Source organism: Variovorax sp. EBFNA2 (genome assembly GCF_033802765.1).
Taxonomy (GTDB): Bacteria; Pseudomonadota; Gammaproteobacteria; order Burkholderiales; family Burkholderiaceae_C; genus Variovorax; species Variovorax paradoxus_H.
Map to the genome: position 1 here is coordinate 4878763 of NZ_CP138496.1, position 22501 is coordinate 4901263.

Below are 22501 nucleotides of genomic sequence, written 5' to 3' on the forward strand. Positions count from 1 at the left end.
TGTTCCTCAATGCGCGGCCGCTTCCACCCTTCACCCGTGCCATCCATCCTTCGCGAATGAGAATTTGCACGGACGAATTTCAACACCCCTGTCAGGGACAGCCAAGGGAATCTGTCGTCGTTGATCGCAGCTGCAGATGACGGCAGATGACATCTAGATTCAAGCCGTATGTGAGCTCGAGCTCTGACCTGGGCACCTTCGTGATCGCCCCAAGGCAATGCAGGCCCGCGCTCTGAGAGAGTTCCTCCAAGGCGGTCACCACGCCCGGATCGCATCCCGTCGCGATCCATCCGGCGACCGCGATGTCTCGGCGCCTCGCCTGTTTCAAAGCTTGGGACAAGCGGGATTGAATGGACGGCCCGTGACGCAGGCATATCACCAACGGCAAAGCCAAGCGACTGGCAACGTCGTAGGTCGATAGCCGTGCACCGAGCTTTTCAGACAACCCATCCATGCCCTTGACGACAACAACATCGGACCACATGGAGAGCGCGGCAAATGTCTCTGCGATCGGCCGGATTTGCACGCGACCGCCTCCTCCCCCACTCTCGTGATAAATGCCGTTTCGCAGCAGGTATGGGCAGAGTGCCTGAACGGGTAGATCAAGAAACGAACTTGCTTGGCAAAGTTCGCTAAGAAGCGGGCTGGTCCATCTGTCGCCAACTCGTCGCGCATCAGAAACGACCGGCGTCATTGCCGCAACTCGCAGCCCCACTTGCCTCAGCCCGTGCAGCAGCGCAAGGGTCGCTTCCTGCTCTCCGTCGCCGGAGCCCACGCCCGAGACAAGGCAAGCGCCTCGTGATGCCGCAGGGATTTCCTTGGGTAAATGAAAAGATGATTGCATGGAGACCCTAAGCCATAGCAAGCATTTCCTCATTTGCCAGACAAGTCTTGCGGGAATCGGCTATTAGCAGCTCTCATGAGCCGCGGCTGGGAAGATCGGCCGTTCTTCGGGTCATGGCATTGCAAGGTGCTGATTTCGCACCATTCGAAGCCGCCATAGCACATCGAGATTTCAGTTTTTCCATCTCCCATGGGGACAATGTTGTGGAAAACCGTGTGTGCAGCGCGCGAGATCGTTGCCTGGCGTGGCCTGCAACGCGCTGCCTACAAAAGCAGCAGCGCGTAAGCTTTTTGTGGGGCCGAGCGGATGGCTGGAAATTGATCAGCAATGGCTGAAGCAGCGAACGAGACGCTCGCCGCTGACACTGCTACTCGGCGTTGAGCAGCTCAGCGACTTCGCGCTTGCCCAGGGCTCGCACGGCCACCAAGCGTTGAAGCTGTTCAGTCTTCGGGCGGGCCTTCCCCTGCTCCCAGTTGTAGACAGCTTGCCCGGTTACGCCGACAAGCTTTCCATAGTCTGCCGCAGAGAGACCCAGCTTCCCACGATGCGCCGCTAAACGGGTTGCGCTGAATCGCCGCGGCGGCCCTGACTCAGACACCTCTGGATTTGCCGCTGGCGCATTGCGCGCAGAGCCCTTGGCAATGCGCCGGAGTTCCTTTTCCAACCCGCTCACCTCACGACGCAACGCGGCGATAGATGAGCGATGGGCTACGGATGCTTTCTTGAGCGTTTCGATTTCTGAGCGAACTTCCTTGCGAGCTACGCGAGAAATCTCAGCCTTCAGGATGGATGCGATGTTTGGCATGGCGGTATTGTGCCCATCTCGTCGTTAGAGAAACCTTTTATCCGCCCATCTAACACTGTCTCCGATAGTGCGCGCCGAGCGCGCCGGCCGAACGGCTGATTGCGATATCTGACTTGGAAGACACGGCATCAAATGATGGACCACACGCGAACTACCTCTGTCCAACCGGTGAGACGCCCCAGCACGCTTCGCATTGCTACATTGGGTAGGGTCTCGCGAGCTTTCCCTGCAATCTATGGACGTACCGCAACGGCAATGGATAGCCGAGCGGAAATCGAAAGGCGATGCCATATGCGAGCCCGAGACAACAACGATCCGAACGAACATGTCACCCCTGACACCGCGACTCAACGAGTCGTGCAGGTGACTCATCTACTCCAAGAGGCGCTCTTGCTTCTTCGCGTCGATCCAACGCTGCCGATGGCGCACACGATGAAGCGTGCGCCCGACAGACTTCTGAGACTTCCTGAAGTCGAACGCCTCACGGGGCTACGCAGATCGGCGATCTACGAGCAAATGCAAAGGGGCGTCTTTCCACGATCAGTGAAGGCCGGACGGCGTGCTGCTACGTGGTCGGAGAGCGCCGTCCAATCATGGATCGCGGATCGCTTGGATGGACGCGCGAGTTGATGCTGACGATGTGAACCCGGCGCGCGTATGCCGCTTTTCTACAACAGTCCAGGACTGTCGGAAATCTAGGACACGGCTAGGACACGAAGGCTCAAAAAGATAAAAGGGTTAGCAGATACTTACCTGCTAACCCTTATCAATATTGGCGGAGTGGACGGGACTCGAACCCGCGACCCCCGGCGTGACAGGCCGGTATTCTAACCAACTGAACTACCACTCCTGGTAGATCAACGTTCGCTCCTTGCGGAACCGAGTGTTGACAACTCGTGCCTGCTTCACCGAAGTGAAACTGGCGACCCTACGGGGATTCGAACCCCGGTAGCCACCGTGAAAGGGTGGTGTCCTAGGCCTCTAGACGATAGGGTCAAAACCTTGGACGTGCTGCGATCAGCATCTCTAACCTACTCGACACTTTGATGGTGGAGGTAAACGGGATCGAACCGATGACCTCTTGCATGCCATGCAAGCGCTCTCCCAGCTGAGCTATACCCCCGTGTGGGTGTCGAGCCTCGAATTATAGCCCGATTTTTCAGGCCTTTTTCAATCGCTCGATAACTTTTTCGCGGGAAAAAATTTCGAGCACTGAATCGAGGGACGGTGTCTGCGATGTTCCCATCACAAGCACTCGTACTGGCATCGCTAACACGGGCATTTTCAGCGCGTGTGTCGCGAGGACTTCCTTGATCATAACTGCGATTGCGGCCCTCTCCCAGGCGACCGTCATCAATTTTTCAACGAGTGTTGCGATCGCAGGCTTCACTGCATCGGTGATGTGCTGCGCGCGGTCTGCATCGGTCACTTCGATGTCCGCGTAAAAGGCTGCAGCCCAACCAGCGAGCGCCACAGTCGTATCACAGCGGTCTTTGAAGAGCGCGCAGATTGCGGGCAACCGCGCGTCGGCAACGATGCCTCGCTTTTGCAACTGCGCTGCAACAAGCGGTGCAAGTTCGTCGCCGCTCTTGGCCTTGATGTACTGCGCATTCACCCACGCGAGCTTGGCTGCATCCCACTGCGCAGGGCTCTTCGAGAGGTGCGTGCCGTCGAACCAGCTCACCATCTGCTCGCGCGTGAACAACTCGTCGTCGCCGTGGCTCCAGCCGAGGCGCGCGAGGTAATTCAGCATCGCTTCGGGCAGGTAGCCGTTGTCTTCGTATGCGGTGACGCTCACGGCGCCGCGGCGCTTCGAGAGCTTCTGTCCGTCGTCGCCGAGGATCACGGGCACGTGGCCGAACTGCGGCAGCGGTGCGCCGAGCGCGCGGAAGATGTTGATCTGCCACGGCGTGTTGTTGATGTGCTCGTCGCCGCGGAACACGTGCGTGATGTTCATGTCCCAGTCGTCGACCACGACCGCGAAGTTGTAGGTCGGCACACCATCAGGACGCAGGATGATCAGGTCGTCGATCTCGCGGTTGTTGATGGTGATCTCGCCCTTGACGAGGTCGTTCCACGTCACGTCGCCTTCGGGCGGATTGCAGAAGCGCACCACCGGCGGCACGCCATCGGGCACGGGCGGCAGCACCTTGCCCGGCTCCGGACGCCAGCGGCGGTCGTACAGCGTCTTCTCGTTGCGCGCGCGTTGGGCTTCGCGCATCTCGTCGAGTTCGGCCGGCGTGCAATAGCAGTGGTAGGCCGTGCCGGCCGCGAGCATCTGCGCGATGACTTCGCGGTAGCGCTCGAGGCGCTGCATCTGGTAGATCGGGCCTTCGTCGTAGTCGAGGCCGAGCCAGTGCATCGACGCGAGGATCTGGTCGGTCGAGTCCTGCGTGGAACGGGCCACGTCGGTGTCCTCGATGCGCAGCACGAACTCGCCGCCGTGGTGGCGCGCGTAGGCCCACGAATAGAGTGCGGTGCGCGCCGTGCCCAGGTGAAGAAAGCCGGTGGGAGACGGTGCGATGCGGGTGCGAACTTTGCCGGTCATGAAATGAAGAATCAGGAAGTCAGTGTGCTCAGGCCGCGCGAAATGTCGGCCGTGATGTCGTCGATGTATTCGAGGCCGATAGCGAGGCGGATCAGCCCCTGGCTGATGCCGGCGGCCTGGCGCTGCACTTCGGTGAGGCGGCCATGCGAGGTCGTGCCGGGATGCGTGATGATGGTCTTGGTGTCGCCGAGGTTGGTGGCGATGCTCACCACGCGCGTGCTGTTGATCACATGGAAGGCGTTGGCACGCGCGGCTTCGGGCGTGTCGCCGTCCACGTCGAACGACACCACCGCACCGCCCTGCCCCGACTGCTGGCGCATCGCGAGCTCGTGCTGCCCATGCGAGGCAAGACCGGGGTAGTACACGCGCGCAATGCCGGGCTGCTGGTCGAGCCACTGCGCCACGGCCAGCGCATTCGCGCACTGCGCCTTCATGCGAATGCCCAGCGTTTCCATGCCCTTGAGCACGACCCACGCATTGAATGGCGACAGCGCCATGCCGGCGGTACGCACCACGGGGCCGAAGACGTCGACGATGAGCTTCGACGGACCACAGATCGCGCCCGCCATCACGCGGCCTTGCCCGTCGAGGTACTTGGTGCCCGAATGGATGATGAGATCCGCGCCCAGTTCGGCGGGGCGCTGCAGGATTGGCGTGCAGAAGCAGTTGTCGACCGCGAGCAAGGCGCCCGCGCCGTGGGCCAGGTCGGCCAGTGCCTGGATGTCGCAGACTTCCGTGAGCGGGTTGGTCGGCGTCTCGGCGAACAGCAGCTTGGTGTTGGGCTTGAGCGCCGCGCGCCATTCGGCCACGTCGGTCTGCGAGACAAAGGTGGTCTCGACGCCGAACTTGGCGAACTCCTTGCCGAACAGGTTCAGCGTGGAGCCGAACACCGAGCGCGAGCAGATCACGTGGTCGCCGGCCTTGAGCAGGCCCATGCACATCATGAGGATCGCGCCCATGCCCGTCGAGGCGCCGATGGCGGCCTCGGTGCCTTCGAGTGCGGCCAGGCGCTGCTCGAAGCTGGCAACGGTCGGGTTCGACGTGCGCGAGTAGGTGAAGCCAGCCTCGGTGCCGGCGAAGCGGCGAGCCGAGGTTTCGGCGTCGGGCTGCACGAAGCCGCTCGTGAGGAACAGGGCCTCCGAGTGCTCGCCGTGCTGGCTGGGTGCCAGGCCGGTGCGCAGCGCGAGGGTGTCGCGGTGCAGGCCGGGCGGCAGGGTGCGTTCGTTGTCGCTCACGTCGGCCCTCTCTTCTTTCTCTTACTCGCTGGGGTTCGGCAGGGCGAGGCGCGAAGCGTCTTCTTCGTTCTCCTCGATGCGCGGGCGGTTGCCGTTCATGCGCGAGATGGCTTCGGTGTCGATGTCACCGGTCACGTACACGCCGTCGAAGCACGAGGCATCGAAGCCGGCGAGCTTCGGGTTGAGCGAGCCGATGGCGCGCTTCATGGCATCGACGTCCTGGTAGATCAGCGCATCGCAGCCGATGAGTTCGCGGATTTCCTCGACGGTGCGGTCGTGCGCCACGAGTTCGTCCTTGGTCGGCATGTCGATGCCGTAGACGTTGGGGTAGCGCACCGGCGGTGCGGCGCTGGCCAGGTAGACCTTGCGGGCACCGGCGTCGCGCGCCATCTGCACGATCTCGCGGCTGGTGGTGCCGCGCACGATCGAGTCGTCGACCAGCAGCACGTTGCGGCCCTTGAACTCGCTGGCGATCACGTTGAGCTTCTGGCGCACCGACTTCTTGCGAACGCCCTGCCCCGGCATGATGAACGTGCGGCCGACGTAGCGGTTCTTCACGAAGCCTTCGCGGTACGGAATGCCCAGCAGGTGCGCGAGCTGCGTGGCGCTCGGGCGGCTCGACTCGGGAATCGGAATGATCACGTCGATCTGGTTCGGCGGCACGGTCGAGACCACGCGCTTGGCCAGCGTTTCGCCCAGGTTCAGGCGTGCCTGGTAGACCGAGATGCCGTCGAGCACCGAGTCGGGACGCGCGAGGTACACGAACTCGAAGATGCACGGGTTGAGCGACGCACCTTCGGCGCACTGCATCGAGTGCACGTTGCCTTCGAGGTCGATGAACACGGCTTCGCCCGGCTCGATGTTGCGTTCGAACACATGACCCGAGCCCTCGAGCGCAACCGATTCACTGGCCACCATGACGGTGCCGTCCTTCGCATTGCGGCCCATGCACAGCGGGCGGATGCCGTAGGGGTCGCGGAAGGCCAGCAGGCCGTGGCCGGCGATCAGCGAGACCACGGCATACGAGCCGCGCAGGCGCTTGTAGACGTTCTTGACGGCGGCGAAGACCTCGGCCGGGTGCAGCGGCACGCCGCGCGAGGAACGCTCGATTTCGTGGGCCAGCACGTTGAGCAGCACTTCGGAGTCGCTCTCGGTGTTGGTGTGGCGGTGGTCGGTGGAGAACAACTCGGCGCGCAGGGCGTGCGCGTTGGTCAGGTTGCCGTTGTGCACGAGCACGATGCCGAAGGGCGCGTTCACGTAGAAGGGCTGCGCCTCTTCCTCGCTGTAGGCGTTGCCGGCGGTCGGGTAGCGCACCTGGCCCAGGCCCACGTTGCCCGGCAGCGCGCGCATGTTGCGGGTGCGGAACACGTCGCGCACCATGCCCTTGGCCTTGTGCATGAAGAACTTGCGTTCCAGCAAGGTCACGATGCCGGCCGCGTCCTGGCCACGGTGCTGCAGCAGCAGCAGCGCGTCATAGAGCAGCTGGTTGACGGGTGCGTTGCTGACAACGCCGACGATTCCACACATGAACGATTCCTCTCAGGGCAGGTAGCTTGCCAACTTTTCAGGCAGCGAGGGTTTGAGGCCCTGCAATGCCGCATCGAGAACAATGGCGCTGCGCGATTCGTGCCACCAGGCACTGTCGCTCAACGCCAGCAAATGAACAACGACCGCCAGCACGAGCAGGGCCACTGCCCCCCGTGCCGCGCCGAACGCTGCTCCCAAAATCCGGTCCACCGGCCGCAGGCCGACCGCGGCGATCAGCTTGCGCGTGAGGGCTGCTGCCAGCCCCACGCCGAACGCCACCGCCACGAACACCAGCACAAAGGCCAGCGGATAGCGCCAGGTGGCCTGCGGGTCGCCGAACGGCAGCCAGGCTGCCACGTCGGAGGCCACCCACTGGGCCACGATGAAGGCGGCCACCCAGCCGATCAGCGAAATCACTTCGAACACGAGGCCGCGCACCAGCCCGAACAGCATCGACAGCACGATGAGCGCGATGGCGATCCAGTCGAGCAGGGCCACGGCAATGAGCTACAGGCAGCGGGCGATGACGGTGCTTACAACGTGAGGATGGCCGCGGCCAAAGACAAGCCCTTGACCCGGTCCGCGGCCTTCTCGGCCTCGGCGCGCGAGGCGAACGGCCCGACACGCACACGCGTGCGCTCGCCATCGGTCGTCTTGGCGACGTGCACATAGGTCTTGAGGCCGGCGCGCTCGAGCTTCTGGCGCACTTCGCGCGCCTTGTCGGCATCGGCAAAAGCACCGACCTGCACGACGAAGCGGCCGTTGTCATCGGCGGCCGGCTTGGGCGTGGCGGCGGGCGGCTTGCCGTCGAGCAGCGCGCGGGCGCGGGCGCCGTCGTCGGCATTTGCGGCGGGCTTGGCGGGTTCCGGCTTCGGCTTGGCTTCGGGCTTCGGCTCAGGCTTTTTCGGCTCGGGCTTGGGTTCCGGTTTGGGCTCGGGCTTCGGCTCGGGTTTCGGTTCCGGCTTGGGTTCGGGCTTCTTCGGCTCAACGGCGGGCTTGGGCGCCGCCGGGGTGGCAGGCACGGTCGCGCCGGGCTCGATCACGGTGCCGTCGGCGGTCTCGGTGATCATGCCGCCGGCCGACGAGGCCGCGGCCACGCGGGCGCTGCCATCGGACGAGGAAGAAGGCGCGCTGCTGGTCGCGGGTGCCGGCGTGGCGGGCACGGGCAGCGGCTTGGCCTTGTTGCGGTCAGGAATCTCGATCGGGATGTCGACCGGCACGGGGCGCGGCTGGGTGTCGAACAGCAGCGGGAAGCCGATCACGCCGACCAGCACCAGCACCGCCGCGCCGAGCAGCCGGTGGCGCGCACGCCGGCGCATGGTTTCGACACTTTCCGCCGGCACCGCCGCGGGGGCGCTGCGTCCTTCGTTGCCTTGTGGGCCGCGCGCGCGGAACTTGAAAAACGCCATGAAGTTCGATCCCTGGAGGAGTGCAGCGAGGTGGTGCCCGATGGTGCCGGATGGGTGTGGACAGCCCGACGATCAGCCGCCTGGCAGCAGGTGTTTGGCTTGCAGCCGGGGGGTGCCGTTTTCGAGGACGCCACCCACGGTGAAGAACGATCCGAAGACCACGATTCTATCAGTGGCACCTGCCTGCTCGATGGCTGCGCGCAGGGCGTCCATCGGGCTCGCGTGCACGCTGCCCGAGGCGTCGGCGCGCGTGTTCTGCGCCTGCCACGCGGCCAGCAGATCGGCGGCCTTGGCGGCGCGCGGCGTAGGCAGGTCGGTGAAGTACCAGCGGTCGATCAGCGGCCCGATGCGCGCGAGGATGGGCGCGAGGTCCTTGTCGGCCATGACGCCGAACACGCCGTGCGTGGTGGGCGAAAAACCCATCGCGTCGAGGTTCTCGGCCAGCGCCGCGACGGCGTGGGCGTTGTGCGCCACGTCGAGCACCAGCGTGGGCTCGCCCGGCACGATCTGGAAGCGGCCCGGCAGCTCGACCATCGCGAGCCCGTTGCGCACCGCCTGCGCCGTGATCGGCAGCTGCGGACGCAGCGCTTCGAGCGCCGCGAGCACGCCCGCGGCATTGAGCAACTGGTTGGCGCCGCGCAGCGCCGGATAGGCCAGCCCGCTGTAGCGCCGTCCGCGGCCCGACCAGCCCCACTGCTGCTTGTCGCCCGAGACGTTGAAGTCGTGCCCGAAGCGCCACAGGTCGGCGCCGATGGCATTCGCGTGGTCGATCACGCTTTGCGGCGGCACCGGGTCGCTCACGATGGCCGGCTTGCCGGCGCGCAGGATGCCGGCCTTCTCGAAGCCGATGCTTTCGCGGTCGGGGCCGAGGTACGCCATGTGGTCGAGGTCGATGCTGGTGATGACCGCGCAGTCGGCGTCGATGATGTTCACCGCGTCGAGCCGGCCGCCCAGGCCGACCTCGAGGATCGCCACGTCGGGCTTCTCCTGGATCATGCAATGCAGGATGCCGAGCGTGGTGAACTCGAAGTAGGTCAGGGCCATGTCGCCACGGGCCTTCTCCACCACGTCGAAGCTTGCTATCAGTTTGGAAGCATCGACCGCTTCGCCCTTGAGCCGCAACCGCTCCTCGAAGCGCACCAGGTGCGGCGACGTGAACACGGCCGTGCGGTAGCCCGCATGCGTGAGGATCGACTCGAGCATGGCGCAGGTCGAACCCTTGCCATTGGTGCCCGCCACCGTGATGACGGGGCAGTCGAAACGCAGGCCCAGACGCCGCGCCATTTCTTTGGCGCGATCGAGCCCGAGCTCGATCTTGTCGGGATGAAGGTGCTCGGCGCGCGCGAGCCAGTCGTTCAGGGTTTCCATGGAGGCCGGCATTGTCGCCGACCCGCCACTCGCGGCATCATGGCGGCCATGACAACCCTATACGGCATCCCGAACTGCGACACCGTCAAGCGCGCCCGCGCCTGGCTCGACGACCATGGCGTGGCCTACGCCTTCCACGATTTCAAGAAACAGGGCGTGCCCGAGGCCGAACTCGACCGCTGGCTCAAGGCCCCCGGCTGGGAGGCGCTGGTCAACCGCAAGGGCACCACATGGCGCAAGCTCGACGAGGCCACCCGCGACGCCGTGGTCGACGCCGCCTCGGCCCGCCCCGTGCTGCTGGCCAACCCCAGCCTGATCAAGCGGCCGGTGGTCGACTGGGGCCCGAAAACCGGCGTAACGACCGGTTTCGACGCGCCAAGCTGGGCTGTGAACGCCGTGTAAACCCCGGAACCCCGTCCCGCCAGCGGGCCTCCAACCCCGATCTGCAGGAGAGAACACCATGAACAGACACGTTTTTCGCATCCTCACGGGGCTGTCGGCGGCCGGCCTGCTGGCCACGGGCGCCAGCGTCGCGCAGGCCCAGCAAGTGGTCCAGGCCCGCGTGATTTCCGCCACGCCGATCCGCGAAACGACCGGCAGCGACGTCAGCTACAACGTCACCTACGAATACCAGGGACGCCAGTACACGACCCGCACCACGAGCCGGCCGGGCGCCACCATCCCGATCCAGGCCAGCGCCTATGGGGTGACCACCGCGCCGGTCCAGCCGCAGTCGCAATTGCAGCCCTATCCGGTCGAGGCCAACAACGGCCCGCAGTACCAGGAGCAGTATCAGCAGGGGCAGTACCCACAAGGCCAGTATCAACAGGGCGCCAACTCCCCCTGGGACAGCGTCGTGCCGGAACCCGGCGTGGTGGTGTCCAACGCGCCGGCCCCGGTCTACACGCAGCCGGCCCCGGTGTACGCCCCGCCCGTCTACGTGCAGCCTGCGTACCCCTACCCGTATGCACAGCCCTACGTCTACCCGCCGGTCGGCATCTCGCTGAACCTGGGCTATTCGCGCGGCTGGGGCGGTGGCGGCTATTACCGTGGCCATCGCCACGGCTGGCGCTACTGAGTTCCCCCACGGCGGGCCGGTTCGCCCGAGCCCCTAAAATCGAGGGCTTCTCCAACCCCGGGGGTGCTGCTGCCGCGGCGCGTCCCTCGATCCGCCGAACGCGCAGGCGCCGGCGCCATCCATCCAATGACGACGACTACCGACACCATCAACAGCGCCGCAGTGGCCACCAAGGCCAATGTGTATTTCGACGGCAAGTGCGTGAGCCACAACCTCACGTTGGCGGACGGCACCAAGAAATCGGTCGGCGTGATCCTGCCGTCCACCCTCACCTTCAACACCGGCGCGCCTGAAATCATGGAAGGCGCCGGCGGCAGCTGCGAATACCAGCTGGCAGGCACCAGCGAATGGATCGCCTCGGGCCCCGGTCAGAAGTTCAGCATTCCCGGCAACTCCAGCTTCCAGATCCGCGTGACTGGCGAGCCCTACAGCTATATCTGCCACTTCGGTTGAAACGGAACCCCTGACATGTCGACCATTCTCCAAAACGTTCCCGCCGGCCAGAAGGTCGGCATCGCCTTCTCGGGCGGCCTGGACACCAGCGCGGCGCTGCACTGGATGAAGCTGAAGGGCGCCATCCCCTACGCCTACACCGCCAACCTCGGCCAGCCCGACGAGCCCGACTACGACGAGATCCCGCGCAAGGCGATGCTCTACGGCGCCGAGAACGCCCGCCTGATCGACTGCCGCGTGCAGCTGGCCAACGAAGGCATCGCCGCCCTGCAGGCCGGCGCCTTCCACGTGACCACCGCCGGCGTCACCTACTTCAACACCACGCCGCTGGGCCGCGCGGTGACGGGCACCATGCTGGTGTCGGCCATGAAGGAAGACGACGTCCACATCTGGGGCGACGGCAGCACCTACAAGGGCAACGACATCGAGCGCTTCTACCGCTACGGCCTGCTCACCAACCCCGCGCTGAAGATCTACAAGCCCTGGCTCGACCAGGTCTTCATCGACGAACTGGGCGGCCGCGCCGAAATGTCGGCGTTCATGCAGAAGGCCGGCTTCGCCTACAAGATGTCGTCCGAGAAGGCCTATTCGACCGACTCGAACATGCTGGGCGCCACCCACGAAGCCAAGGACCTCGAGCACCTGAACAGCGGCATGCAGATCGTTCAGCCCATCATGGGCGTGGCCTTCTGGAAGGACGAAGTCGAAGTCAAGCGCGAAACCGTCTCGGTGCGCTTCGAAGAAGGCGTGCCCGTTGCGCTGAACGGCGTGCGCTACGCCAACCTGGTCGAGCTGATCCTCGAAGCCAACCGCATCGGCGGCCGCCACGGCCTGGGCATGAGCGACCAGATCGAAAACCGCATCATCGAGGCCAAGAGCCGCGGCATCTACGAGGCCCCCGGCCTTGCGCTGCTGTTCATCGCCTACGAGCGCCTCGTGACCGGCATCCACAACGAAGACACCATCGAGCAGTACCGCGACAACGGCCGCCGCCTGGGCCGCCTGCTGTACCAGGGCCGCTGGTTCGACCCGCAGGCCATCATGCTGCGCGAGACGGCACAGCGCTGGGTGGCGCGCGCCATCACCGGCGAAGTGACGGTCGAGCTGCGCCGCGGCAACGACTACTCGATCCTGAACACCGAATCGACCAACCTCACGTACAAGCCCGAGCGCCTGAGCATGGAAAAGGTCGAAGGCGCGTTCACGCCGCTGGACCGCATCGGCCAGCTCACGATGCGCAACCTGGACATCGTCGACACGCGCGAGAAGCTGGCGATCTACACGCGCGTGGGCCTGCTGTCGTCGGGCGAAGGCGCCTCGCTGCCGAAGCTGGCGAACGACGGCGACGCGAGCTAATCGATCGATCCGCCGGCCCTTGCCACGCGCAAGGGCAGCAATAAAAAACGGGCCCTCGCGGCCCGTTTTTCTTTGGAAGGTGCACTGGCGTCAGTCGCCGCCGCCTCCGCAACCGCCACCACATCCACCGCCCCCATCGGAGGCGCCACCGCCGTCGCTGGAGCCGCCATCGCCGCCCCCGCTCGCTTCGCTGCCGCCGAAGCCTCCGGCATCGCCCGAGCTGCCGCTGTCGGACGACGCATCGCCGAAGCTCGTGCCGCAGTGCGCGTCGGTGCCGGTCGCACGCTCGATCGCCCGGCAATCGGCGATGTAGTGAAAGCCGCCCGCAATCGCGAACTTGATGTCCAGCGCAAACAGCAGCGGCAGCCGTGCCGGATTGCGCGGGTCGATGCTCTCTTCCTTGCAGGCCCAGTACCAGGTGCGGCGCAGGCCGTCGTTGCGCCGAGCGTCCTGGCCCAGCACCTCGGCCGGGCTGTGGTGCAGCATGCCGCCGAAAGCCGCCTTGCACCAATTCTGGTAACCCTGCGTGTGCAGGATGAACTCGTGCCAGGCCGTGTCGACCACCCGCGAAGGCATGGCGACGAACTTGCGGTTGCTGCGCAGGTGCGCCATGAAGAACTGCCGCAACCCGCGCAGCACCAGCTCGGCGTCGCGCGGGCTCAGTTGCGGGTGCGCCGCGCGCAGCTTGCCGATGAGGAACGGCGGCAGCCGGGCCTCGCGGATGAACTGGCGGCGCAGGCTGAGTTCGATCTGGCTCAGGAGCACCGCGAAGCAGAGGGCCGCGAGGATCAGCAGCACCGATCCCCACCAGCCCGCCCGCACCAGGAACACCGAGGCGATGCCCGCCACGATGACGACAAGCTGCGCCCAGCCCAGCGCGGCGACGCGCCGGCGATAGTTCAGGTGCAGGAAGTCGAGATCCACCGCGTCAGACCACCACGGGCTCCGGCTCCAGCCGGATGCCGAAGCGCTCGTACACGCTGGTCTGGATCGCCTTGGCCAGCGTCATCACCTCGCCGCCCGTCACCGGGTTGGCCGAGCCGCCGCGGTTGACCAGCACCAGCGCCTGCCTTTCGTACACGCCGGCGTTGCCGACCGACTTGCCCTTCCAGCCGCAGGCATCGATGAGCCAGCCGGCCGCGAGCTTGATGCTGCCGTCGTCCATCGGGTAATGCACGATCTTGGGGTCGCGCGCGATGATGTCGGCGCACTGCTCGGGCGTGACCGTCGGGTTCTTGAAGAAGCTGCCGGCATTGCCCAGCACGCGCCAGTCGGGCAGCTTGGCGCGGCGGATGGCGCAGATCCACTCGAAGATGTCGACCGCGCTGGGCGTGAAGTTGGCGGTTTCTTCCATCTTGCGTTCGAGGTCGAGGTAGCCGACCACCGGCTTCCACGGCTTGGGCAGCCGGAAGCGCACCCGCGTGATGACCGCACGGCCCGCCAGGCCGAAGTCGTTCGGGCCGCTGCGCACGTGCTTGAAGACCGAATCGCGGTAGCCGAAGGCGCACTGCGCCGCATCGAGCGTGAAGGCGCGGCCGGTTTCGAGGTCGAAGGCGTCGAGCGAGTCGAAGCGGTCCTGCAACTCGACGCCGTAGGCACCGATGTTCTGCACCGGCGCGCCGCCCACGGTGCCGGGAATGAGCGCCAAGTTTTCGAGCCCCGGGTAGCCGCTGCGCACCATCCATTCGACGGTGTCGTGCCAAGTTTCGCCGGCGCCGGCCTCGACGATCCAGGCGCGCGGCGTCTCCTCGACCAGCCGCCGGCCCTTGATCTCGACCTTCAGCACCAGCGGCTTGACGTCGCCCGTGAGCACGATGTTGCTGCCGCCGCCGAGCACGAAACGGGGTTCGTTGCGCCAGGCGGGGTCGGCGTGCAGCGCGACCAGGTCGGCCTCGCTGGCGATGCGCGCCAGGTGCTGCGCACGCGCGACGATGCCGAAGCTGTTGTAGGGCTGCAGCGGGACATTGGACTCCACGATCATGGGAGAATTGTCGCATTCAGTCCCCGTGCGTCCAGGAGTGCCCATGCCGTCTTTCGATACCGTCTGCGAGCCCAATCTGCCCGAAGTGAAGAATGCGGTGGAAAACACCGCCAAGGAAATCGGCACACGCTTCGATTTCAAGGGCACCGCCGCTGCCGTCGAGCTCAAGGACAAAGAGATCACGATGATCGGCGACGCCGAGTTCCAGCTCGTGCAGGTCGAAGACATCCTTCGCAGCAAACTCACCAAGCGCAGCGTCGACGTGCGCTTTCTCGACAAGGGCGACGTCCAGAAGATGGGCGGCGACAAGGTCAAGCAGGTCATCAAGATCAAGAACGGCATCGAGACCGAGCAGGCCAAGAAGATCACCCGCATCATCAAGGACAGCAAGCTCAAGGTGCAGGCCGCGATCCAGGGCGACGCCGTGCGCATCACCGGCGCCAAGCGCGACGACCTGCAGGCCGCCATGGCTCTCATCAAGAAGGACGTGCCCGACATGCCGGTGTCCTTCAACAACTTCCGCGACTGACCCGCGCATGAAGGCGCTCCTCGCCGCGGCGCTGTGCTCGGCCGCGGCCATGGGAGCGCACGCCGCCGACTCGGTCACGCTGACCGGCTCCATCGGCAGCCGCGCCATCCTCATCGTGAACGGCGCGCCGCCCAAGACGGTGGCGGTGGGGGAAACCTTCCAGGGCGTCAAGCTCGTGTCGCTGCAGGCCGACCAGGCGGTGGTCGAATCGGCGGGCAAGCGTTTTTCGCTGCGCATGGATTCGCCCGTGAGCATCGGCCGGGGCGGCGTTGCCAGCAGTGGCAACCGCATCGTGCTGCCGGCCGACAGCCGGGGCCACTACATGACGCAGGGCCAGATCAACGGCCGCGCCGTCACCTTCATGCTCGACACGGGCGCGACCACCATCGCGCTGTCGGCAGTCGACGCCCAGCGCATCGGGCTCGACTACAGCAAGGGGCAGCTGGTGCAGATGCGCACCGCCAACGGCAACGCCGCGGGCTACAAGCTGCGCCTGCAGAGCGTGCGCGTGGGCGACGTCGAGGTCTACGACATCGACGCCATCGTCTCGCAACAGCCCATGCCGTATGTGCTGCTGGGCAACAGCTTTCTCAATCGCTTCTCGATGCGGCGCGATGCCGACGAGATGATTCTCGAGAAGCGGTACTGACCTCCTGTGATCAGGCCTGAGCGGCCGTCACCACGATCTCGATCTTGTAAGCCGCGTTGGCCATCTTGGCCTCCACGGTTGCGCGCGGCGGCGTGTTGCCGGCCGGAATCCACGCGTCCCACACCTCGTTCATGGCGCCGATGTCGCCGATGTCGGCCAAAAAGATCTGCGTCATGAGGATGCGAGACTTGTCGCTGCCGGCCTCGGCCAGCAGGCGGTCGACCATGCCGAGCACCTGGGCCGTCTGGCCGCGGATGTCCTGCGTGGTGTCGTCGGGCACCTGGCCCGCGAGGTAGATGGTGCCGTTGTGCACCGCGGTCTCGGACAGACGCGGGCCGACGTGGAAGCGGGTAATGGATGCCATGGTGAGGTTCAAGCCTTTTTCTTCGAGCCGAGTTTCGACTCCGTGCCGGCCGCGAGCCGGCGGATGTTTTCGCGGTGCCGCCAGATCAGCAGCAAACTCATGACGATGATCGCAATCAGCACCGTGCGGTCGAGCGGCCACGCGATGTTGCCGCCGATCAGATAGTAGGCCGGCGCAAAGAACGCCGCCACCAGCGACGACAGCGACGAGTAACGAAAGAAGACCGCGATGATCAGCCAGGTCGCGCCCGTGGCGAGCCCCAGCCAGGGCGCAATGCCCACCAGCACGCCGGCCGCCGTCGCCACGCCCTTGCCGCCCTGGAAGCCGAAGAACACCGGGTACAGGTGGCCCAGGAAGGCCGCCAGGCCCGCCAGCGCTGCCACGCCCTCTCCCAGGCCCCACTGCGCGCCGAACTGGCGAATGAGGAACACCGGCAGCCAGCCCTTCGCCGCATCGAGCAGCAAGGTGGCCAGCGCGGCGCCCTTCTTGCCCGAGCGCAGCACGTTGGTGGCGCCGGGGTTGCCGCTGCCGTAGCTGCGCGGGTCGGCCATGCCGAGCGACTTGCTCACGATGACCGCAAACGACAGCGAACCGATCAGGTACGACGCCACGATGGCAATGATTGAAGGCAGATCGAAACTCAAGGCGGGTCTCCGGGGAACTTGTTGTTGTGCGCCGCCAGCTGCGTGCCCAGCGGGAAAAAGCAAACGCCGGCTATTCTGCCAGCGCGCATTGCACGGGCTTGGCGCCCAGCAGACGCACGCACACCTGCGGATCGATGCCGACGAGGTAGCCGCGCCGCCCGCCGTTGATCGCGATCTTCGGCAGCGCGAGGATGGTCGACTCGATGAAGACCGGCATCTCGCGCCGCGTGCCAAAGGGCGAGGTGCCGCCCACCATGTAGCCGCTGTGGCGCTGCGCCACTTCGGGCTTGCAGGGCTCGACCGACTTGGCGCCGATCTGCCGCGCGAGGTTCTTGGTCGACACCGTGCGGTTGCCGTGCATCAGCACGATCAGCGGCTTGGCGTCCTGGTCCTGCATCACCAGCGTCTTGACCACGGTGAACGGGTCGAAGCCCAGCACCTGCGCGCTGTGCTGCGCGCCGCCGTGCTCGAGGTACTCGTACGGGTGCTCGGTGAAAGCGACCTGGTTCGCCCGCAGCCATTGGGTCGCGGGCGTTTCGGAAACGTGGGCCTTCTTGCTCACTCGCTCAATTGCTCCGGTCAGGCGGCGGGGTCGCGGATGTCCAAGCGGATCTTGTCGATCTCGGCCAGCACTTCGGCCGACAGCGTGGTGCCGTAGGCGTCCAGGTCTTCGTCGAGCTGCGCCACCGAGGTCACGCCGATGATCGTGCTCGCCACCTGCCACTTGGTGTAGCAGAAGGCCAGCGCGAGCTGCGTGGGGCTCAGGCCGTGGTCGCGCGCGAGCTGGTTGTAGCGCTTGGCTGCGCGCAGCGCGTCGGGCTTGCCCCAGCGCTGCTTGCGCACCGATTCGTAGCTCGAGATGCGCGCGCCCTTCGGCGCATCGGGGCCCTCGATGCCGCTCTGGTCGTACTTGCCCGTCAGCAGGCCGAAGGCCAGCGGCGAATACGCCAGCAGCGACACGCCGAGCCGGTGCATGGTTTCGTCGAGCGCGTTCTCGTGCGCGCGGCTCACCAGGTTGTAGACATTCTGCACCGACACCACGCGCGGCAGCCCATGCTGCTCGGCCAGCCGCACGAACTCGTGCACGCCGTAGGGCGTCTCGTTCGACAGGCCGATGGTGCGCACCTTGCCCGCCTTCACCAGCTTGCCCAGCGCTTCGAGCTGGTCATGAATCGGCGTCTGCGAGGTTTCCTTCTCGGGGTTGTAGTGGATGTTGCCGAACACCGGCACGTGGCGCTCGGGCCAGTGGATCTGGTACAGGTCGATCACGTCGGTCTGCAGGCGGCGCAGGCTGCCGTGGCACGAGGCCTCGATGTCGGCCGGCGTCATGCCCGTGCCTTCGCGCACCCAGGGCATGCCGCGCGAAGGGCCGGCCACCTTGGTGGCCAGCGTGATCTTCTGGCGCGTGCCAGGGTTGGCCGCAAACCAGTTGCCGATGATGGTTTCGGTCGCGCCGCAGGTTTCCTTGCTTGCCGGCACCGCGTACATCTCGGCGGTGTCGATGAAGTCGACGCCGCGTTCGAGCGAACGGGCCAGGACGGCGTGGGCGGTGGGCTCATCGACCTGCTCGCCGAAAGTCATGGTGCCGAGGCAGATCGGGGTGACGTGGAGGTCGCTCTGACCGAGTGGAATCTTTTTCATGCGCGGAATGCTAGCGTGCCCGCGCGGCACGCGTTGACCCGCGCCCGAGAAACCGAGCGTCGCCTGTCCTGTGGCGGACTGCGCGCGGCGCGGCCTCTCCGTATCATCGACCGCCATATGTACCAAGCCCTCCGCCCCTCGCGCAGCGAATTCGTGCCCGTGCGCAACCTGAACTACCACGTCCGCCTCTGGGGCCAGCCGTCGAGCGAGCGCCCGCCGCTGGTGCTGGTGCATGGCTGGATGGACGTCGCGGCCTCCTGGCAGTTCGTGGTCGACGCGCTGAAGGACGACCGCTTCATCGTCGCCCCCGACTGGCGCGGCTTCGGCCTCACCGACGGCGGCGGCGTCGACAACTACTGGCTGCCCGACTACCTGGCCGACCTCGAATGGCTGCTCGACCACTACGCCGGCGAAGGCGACGATGCGCGCCCGATCGATCTCGTGGGCCACAGCATGGGCGGCAATGTCGCGATGCACTACGCAGGCGTGCGCCCTGCGCGCATCCGCCGCCTCGTCAACCTCGAAGGCTTCGGCATGCCCGCGCGCCAGCCCGACGAAGCGCCCGCGCGCTACGGCCAGTGGATCGACGAGCTCAAAGGCCTGCACCGCGGCGAGAAGGCGCTGGCGAGCTATTCGGCGTTGGACGGCGTGGCGCGCCGCCTCATGAAGACCAACCCGCGCCTCACGCAAGACAAGGCCGACTGGCTGGCCAGCCACTGGTCGGCGCAGCAGCCCCAAGCCGACGGCAGCATGCGCTGGCAGATCCTCGGCGAGGCCGCGCACAAGATCGTCAACGCCAACATCTTCCGCGTCGACGAGACGCTGGCGCTCTATGCGCGCATCACCGCGCCGACGCTGATGGTCGAAGCCTTGGACGACAGCCTGCACGGCTGGTGGAAGGCGCGCTACACGCTCGCCGAGTTCCACGAGCGGCTGAAGTCGGTGCCCTCGGTGCGCATCGAGCAGCTCGACGACGCGGGTCACATGCTGCACCACGACCAGCCGCAGCGCGTGGCGCAGCTGATCGAAGACTTCCTGGCCTAAGCTGTTTTCTGGGTCGCGCGGCGCAAGGCCGCTCGCGCCAGCAGCCGCGTCGAATCGAGCGTCGGCAGCGGCGAATTGGCGTCGCTCATGATCAGCGGGATCTCGGTGCAGCCGAGCACCACCGCGTCGCAGCCCCCCTCGTCTTTCAGGCGCTGCATCACGCGCTGGAAGGTCGCCACGGCCTCGGGCCTGAAGATGCCGCAGACCAGCTCGTCCATGATGATCCGGCCGATCTCGGTGCGCTCGTCGAGGGTGGGGCGCACGTATTCCAGGCCGCGCGCCGAGAGCTTCTCGGGATACACGTCGCTGTCGGTCAGCCAGCGCGTGCCCGTGATGCCGATGCGGCGAAAGCCGCGGCGCACGGCCTCGTCGGCCACCACTTCGGCGATGTGCAGCCAGGGCCGCGGCGAACGCGGTGCCACGTGGTCGAAGGCCTGGTGGATCGTGTTGTCGGGGCAGATCAGAAAGTCTGCGCCCGCCGCAGCGAGCTTGTGCGCGGAGCCGAGCATCAGCTCGCCCACGCCCGCCAGGTCGCCCGCGTCCAGGCAGCGCGTGTACTGCGCGAGCGAGGGCGTGTGCATCGACACCTCGGGGTGCGCATGCGGGCCGAGCAGCGCCGCGCCTTCGATGCAGATGGTCTTGTAGCAAAGGGCCGCGCCTTCGGCGGAGCAGCCGACGATTCCGATGTGCAAGGTCATGCGCCGCATCCTACAAAAGCCGGCGCGGGTTATCCGGCGTGCGGATATGCAAGCGCGCAAATCTTCGTTCGCGATGCGCAGCGTGCGTCCTAGAGTGCCCGACTCCTCTTGCCGTCTCCCGGAGTTGTCGCCATGCCTTCCCTTTCGCGCGCGCCCTCGTGGCTGCGCCGCCTTGCCCCGCTGTCCGGCGGGCTCGCACTGAGCCTGCTGCTCCACGTGTCCGCCCACGCAGACGACCTGCGCATCGGCTTCATGCCGGGCCCCTACCGCGACGCCTTCACCCACGGCATCGAGCCCCAGCTGAAGAAACTGGGCTACAGCATCAAGTACGTCGAGTTCAGCCAGGGCGTGCAGCCCAACGACGCGGTGGAGCGCGGGCAGATCGACGCCAACATCTTCCAGCACTCACTGTACCTCAGCGCCACCAACAAGCAGCAGGGCTTCGACCTCGTGCCCGTGGTGCATGTGCCGACGCCGCCGATGGGCCTCTACTCGCGCCGCCACAAGACGCTCGACACCGTGCCCGACGGCGCCACCGTCACGCTGCCGGCCGACCCGGTGAATGCGGCGCGCGCACTCAACATCCTCGCGGCCATCGGCTGGGTCACGCTCAAGCCGGGCGTGAGCCCGCTGAGCGTGTCGGAGCGCGACATCGTGAACAACCCCAAGCGCCTGAAGATCGTGCCGCTGGACGCCGCGCAGGCGCCGCGCTCGCTGGCCGACGCCGACCTCGCGGCCGTGCAGGGCAACTTCGCCGTGGCCTCGGGGCTCAAGCTCACCGAGGCGCTGAAGCTCGAAGACATGACGCTGCCCTACGTCAACGTCGTGGCCGTGAAGCGCAGCAACGAGAACGCGAAGTTCGCGAAGGACATCACCACCGCCTACCAGTCGCCCGAGTTCCAGAAGTTCTTCAAGGCCAACCCCGTGTGGGCAGGCTACCGGCTGCCGGACTATTTCAGCCAATGAGCAATCACAACACCTCCGCGCCTCGCAGGCAGCTGCACCTCAACGTCAACATCCTGCATTCGGGCTTCGTGCCCTCGGCCTGGCGCCTGCCGGAGAGCGACCCGTGGGCGTTCGCCGACGTCCAGCACTACATCCGCACCGCGCAGATCGCCGAGGCCGCCAAGCTCGACGCCGTGTTCCTGGCCGACAACGCAGCCATCGTCGACCAGATCCATTTCCGTCCGATCACCGCGCTGGAGCCCACCATCCTGCTGGCCTGCGTGGCCGCCGCGACCACGCACATCGGCCTCATCGCCACCGCCTCCACCAGCTACAACGAGCCCTACAACCTCGCGCGCCGCTTCGCCACGCTCGACCACGTGAGCGCCGGCCGTGCCGGCTGGAACATGGTGACCACGGCCGACCTGCCCTCCGCACGCAACTTCGGCCTCGACACCACGCCCGATCATGCGAAGCGCTACGCGCGCGCCTCGGAGTTCGCCGACATCGTCAAGGCGCTGTGGGACAGCTGGGAAGACGACGCCTTCGTCGGCGACAAGGCCGCCGGCCGCTTCATCGACCCCGCCAAGGTGCACGCGCTCGCGCACCGCGGCGAGCACTTCGCGGTGCAGGGCCCGCTCAACCTGCCGCGCCCGCCGCAGGGCCACCCCGTGCTGGTGCAGGCCGGCGCCTCGGCCGACGGGCGCGAGCTGGCGTCACGCCACGCGGAAGCCGTGTTCTCCGCCTCGCAGTCCTTTGAAGAATCGCAGGCCTACGCGCGTGCGCTGAAGACCCGCGCCGCCGAACTGGGTCGCGGCCCCGATGCGGTGAAGGTGCTCGCCGGCCTCACCACCATCGTCGGCGCCACCGAAGCCGCGGCGCGACGCCGGCGCGATGAACTGGTGGACCTGATCCCGTGGGACTACAGCCTCACGCGCCTGGCCGGCACGCTGGGCATCACGCCCGACCGCCTCAAGCTCGACGAGCGCCTGCCCGACGACCTGCCGCTGCCCGGCAATGGCAACGGCAACCACACTTTTTTCAACGCCGTGGTCGCGGCCGGTCGCACGCACGGCTACACGGTGCGCCAGCTGATCCGCGAACTCGCGGGCGGCGGCGGGCACCGCGTGATCGTGGGCACGCCCGAGCAGATCGCCGATGACATCGAGCGCTGGTTCAAGGGCGGTGCCGCGGATGGGTTCAATCTGATGCCGGATGCGCTGCCGCATGGGCTGCAGGATTTTGTGGATGGCGTGGTGCCGATCCTGCAGAAGCGGGGGATCTTTCGAACGGAGTACGAAGGGCGCACGTTGCGCGATCACCTGGGGCTGGCGCGGCCTGCGGGACGGGCAGCGCAGCGGCTCGCGGCCTGATGTGTTTCTC

25 protein-coding genes and 3 tRNA genes are annotated in these 22501 nt (G+C 66.2%); 10 read left to right on the forward strand and 18 right to left on the reverse strand.

What is annotated here, in order from left to right:
* Window positions 1–91: 91 nt before the first annotated feature.
* The gene (gene bioD, locus RZE79_RS22925) at window positions 92–844 is read right to left on the reverse strand and encodes an AAA family ATPase (protein ID WP_319356991.1); all 753 of its coding nucleotides are present in this window, start codon (window positions 842–844) and stop codon (window positions 92–94) included.
* A gap of 367 nt (window positions 845–1211) precedes the next feature.
* Entirely contained in the window at window positions 1212–1649 is a 438-nt protein-coding gene (locus RZE79_RS22930; RefSeq protein WP_319356992.1) for a helix-turn-helix transcriptional regulator, read from the reverse strand.
* Window positions 1650–2081: 432 nt separating this feature from the next.
* Here RZE79_RS22930 and RZE79_RS22935 point away from each other — a divergent pair, with 432 nt between their 5' ends.
* A complete protein-coding gene (locus RZE79_RS22935; protein ID WP_319361261.1) occupies window positions 2082–2279 on the forward strand; it encodes an AlpA family phage regulatory protein in 198 nt (65 codons plus the stop codon).
* A gap of 143 nt (window positions 2280–2422) precedes the next feature.
* Here the strand turns inward: RZE79_RS22935 and RZE79_RS22940 are convergent.
* From RZE79_RS22940 to folC, 9 genes are all read right to left on the reverse strand, one after another.
* Window positions 2423–2499 (reverse strand) — tRNA-Asp (locus tag RZE79_RS22940).
* A gap of 70 nt (window positions 2500–2569) precedes the next feature.
* Window positions 2570–2645 (reverse strand) — tRNA-Glu (locus RZE79_RS22945).
* A 51-nt stretch (window positions 2646–2696) separates the two neighbouring features.
* Window positions 2697–2772 (reverse strand) — tRNA-Ala (locus RZE79_RS22950).
* 36 nt (window positions 2773–2808) lie between these two features.
* Window positions 2809–4197, reverse strand: a complete 1389-nt coding sequence (gltX, locus tag RZE79_RS22955; RefSeq protein ID WP_319356993.1) for a glutamate--tRNA ligase — start codon at window positions 4195–4197, stop codon at window positions 2809–2811.
* 11 nt (window positions 4198–4208) lie between these two features.
* Window positions 4209–5432 carry an O-succinylhomoserine sulfhydrylase gene (locus tag RZE79_RS22960; RefSeq protein ID WP_319356994.1) on the reverse strand — a complete coding sequence of 408 codons (1224 nt, stop codon included), beginning with the start codon at window positions 5430–5432 and terminating at the stop codon, window positions 4209–4211.
* 21 nt (window positions 5433–5453) lie between these two features.
* Complete coding sequence (gene purF / locus RZE79_RS22965; RefSeq protein WP_099791644.1) at window positions 5454–6959, reverse strand: amidophosphoribosyltransferase; 1506 nt, start codon at window positions 6957–6959, stop codon at window positions 5454–5456.
* A gap of 12 nt (window positions 6960–6971) precedes the next feature.
* Complete coding sequence (locus tag RZE79_RS22970; protein ID WP_070062414.1) at window positions 6972–7457, reverse strand: CvpA family protein; 486 nt, start codon at window positions 7455–7457, stop codon at window positions 6972–6974.
* A gap of 35 nt (window positions 7458–7492) precedes the next feature.
* Window positions 7493–8368, reverse strand: a complete 876-nt coding sequence (locus tag RZE79_RS22975; RefSeq protein ID WP_319356995.1) for an SPOR domain-containing protein — start codon at window positions 8366–8368, stop codon at window positions 7493–7495.
* A gap of 72 nt (window positions 8369–8440) precedes the next feature.
* Complete coding sequence (folC, locus tag RZE79_RS22980) at window positions 8441–9748, reverse strand: bifunctional tetrahydrofolate synthase/dihydrofolate synthase (RefSeq protein WP_319356996.1); 1308 nt, start codon at window positions 9746–9748, stop codon at window positions 8441–8443.
* 36 nt (window positions 9749–9784) lie between these two features.
* Between folC and RZE79_RS22985 the strand changes: the two genes are divergently transcribed.
* The 4 genes from RZE79_RS22985 to argG all read left to right on the forward strand — a co-directional run bounded on the left by RZE79_RS22985 (window position 9785) and on the right by argG (window position 12623).
* Complete coding sequence (locus RZE79_RS22985) at window positions 9785–10138, forward strand: ArsC family reductase (protein WP_101490259.1); 354 nt, start codon at window positions 9785–9787, stop codon at window positions 10136–10138.
* Window positions 10139–10196: 58 nt separating this feature from the next.
* Window positions 10197–10814 (forward strand): hypothetical protein, encoded by a 618-nt coding sequence (locus RZE79_RS22990; protein WP_319356997.1) that lies wholly within the window; start codon window positions 10197–10199, stop codon window positions 10812–10814.
* Window positions 10815–10940: 126 nt separating this feature from the next.
* Window positions 10941–11267: a pyrimidine/purine nucleoside phosphorylase gene (locus tag RZE79_RS22995; RefSeq protein WP_119553910.1), complete on the forward strand. Its 327-nt coding sequence runs from the start codon at window positions 10941–10943 to the stop codon at window positions 11265–11267.
* A gap of 15 nt (window positions 11268–11282) precedes the next feature.
* Window positions 11283–12623 (forward strand): argininosuccinate synthase, encoded by a 1341-nt coding sequence (argG, locus tag RZE79_RS23000; RefSeq protein ID WP_319356998.1) that lies wholly within the window; start codon window positions 11283–11285, stop codon window positions 12621–12623.
* A gap of 90 nt (window positions 12624–12713) precedes the next feature.
* Here the strand turns inward: argG and RZE79_RS23005 are convergent, their stop codons facing one another.
* Together RZE79_RS23005 and murB are read right to left on the reverse strand one after the other, a co-directional pair.
* Window positions 12714–13547 carry a hypothetical protein gene (locus RZE79_RS23005; RefSeq protein ID WP_319356999.1) on the reverse strand — a complete coding sequence of 278 codons (834 nt, stop codon included), beginning with the start codon at window positions 13545–13547 and terminating at the stop codon, window positions 12714–12716.
* Window positions 13548–13551: 4 nt separating this feature from the next.
* On the reverse strand, window positions 13552–14604 hold the full coding sequence (gene murB, locus RZE79_RS23010) for a UDP-N-acetylmuramate dehydrogenase (RefSeq protein ID WP_099791659.1): 1053 nt from the start codon (window positions 14602–14604) through the stop codon (window positions 13552–13554).
* A gap of 43 nt (window positions 14605–14647) precedes the next feature.
* Between murB and RZE79_RS23015 the strand changes: the two genes are divergently transcribed.
* Together RZE79_RS23015 and RZE79_RS23020 are read left to right on the forward strand one after the other, a co-directional pair.
* Window positions 14648–15133 (forward strand): YajQ family cyclic di-GMP-binding protein, encoded by a 486-nt coding sequence (locus tag RZE79_RS23015; RefSeq protein WP_099791661.1) that lies wholly within the window; start codon window positions 14648–14650, stop codon window positions 15131–15133.
* Window positions 15134–15140: 7 nt separating this feature from the next.
* Window positions 15141–15782 carry a TIGR02281 family clan AA aspartic protease gene (locus tag RZE79_RS23020; RefSeq protein WP_319357000.1) on the forward strand — a complete coding sequence of 214 codons (642 nt, stop codon included), beginning with the start codon at window positions 15141–15143 and terminating at the stop codon, window positions 15780–15782.
* Between the two features lie 10 nt (window positions 15783–15792).
* Here RZE79_RS23020 and RZE79_RS23025 read toward each other — a convergent pair whose 3' ends face one another.
* From RZE79_RS23025 to RZE79_RS23040, 4 genes are all read right to left on the reverse strand, one after another.
* The gene (locus RZE79_RS23025) at window positions 15793–16146 is read right to left on the reverse strand and encodes a RidA family protein (protein ID WP_070062404.1); all 354 of its coding nucleotides are present in this window, start codon (window positions 16144–16146) and stop codon (window positions 15793–15795) included.
* An 8-nt stretch (window positions 16147–16154) separates the two neighbouring features.
* The gene (gene plsY, locus RZE79_RS23030) at window positions 16155–16790 is read right to left on the reverse strand and encodes a glycerol-3-phosphate 1-O-acyltransferase PlsY (RefSeq protein WP_101489378.1); all 636 of its coding nucleotides are present in this window, start codon (window positions 16788–16790) and stop codon (window positions 16155–16157) included.
* A gap of 70 nt (window positions 16791–16860) precedes the next feature.
* Window positions 16861–17352 (reverse strand): aminoacyl-tRNA deacylase, encoded by a 492-nt coding sequence (locus tag RZE79_RS23035; protein WP_319357001.1) that lies wholly within the window; start codon window positions 17350–17352, stop codon window positions 16861–16863.
* A gap of 17 nt (window positions 17353–17369) precedes the next feature.
* Complete coding sequence (locus RZE79_RS23040) at window positions 17370–18431, reverse strand: aldo/keto reductase (protein WP_101489376.1); 1062 nt, start codon at window positions 18429–18431, stop codon at window positions 17370–17372.
* Between the two features lie 117 nt (window positions 18432–18548).
* Between RZE79_RS23040 and RZE79_RS23045 the strand changes: the two genes are divergently transcribed.
* On the forward strand, window positions 18549–19475 hold the full coding sequence (locus tag RZE79_RS23045) for an alpha/beta hydrolase (protein WP_319357002.1): 927 nt from the start codon (window positions 18549–18551) through the stop codon (window positions 19473–19475).
* Here RZE79_RS23045 and RZE79_RS23050 read toward each other — a convergent pair.
* Window positions 19472–20173 carry an amino acid racemase gene (locus RZE79_RS23050; protein WP_319357003.1) on the reverse strand — a complete coding sequence of 234 codons (702 nt, stop codon included), beginning with the start codon at window positions 20171–20173 and terminating at the stop codon, window positions 19472–19474. The two genes, RZE79_RS23045 and RZE79_RS23050, sit on opposite strands and share 4 nt — an antisense overlap.
* A 132-nt stretch (window positions 20174–20305) precedes the next feature.
* On the opposite strand from RZE79_RS23050, the gene RZE79_RS23055 reads away from it, so the two are divergent.
* Both RZE79_RS23055 and RZE79_RS23060 read left to right on the forward strand, forming a co-directional pair.
* Window positions 20306–21139 (forward strand): MetQ/NlpA family ABC transporter substrate-binding protein, encoded by an 834-nt coding sequence (locus RZE79_RS23055; protein ID WP_319357004.1) that lies wholly within the window; start codon window positions 20306–20308, stop codon window positions 21137–21139.
* Window positions 21136–22491, forward strand: a complete 1356-nt coding sequence (locus RZE79_RS23060; protein WP_319357005.1) for an LLM class flavin-dependent oxidoreductase — start codon at window positions 21136–21138, stop codon at window positions 22489–22491. The genes RZE79_RS23055 and RZE79_RS23060 overlap by 4 nt, the downstream gene beginning before the upstream one ends.
* Window positions 22492–22501 lie beyond the last annotated feature (10 nt).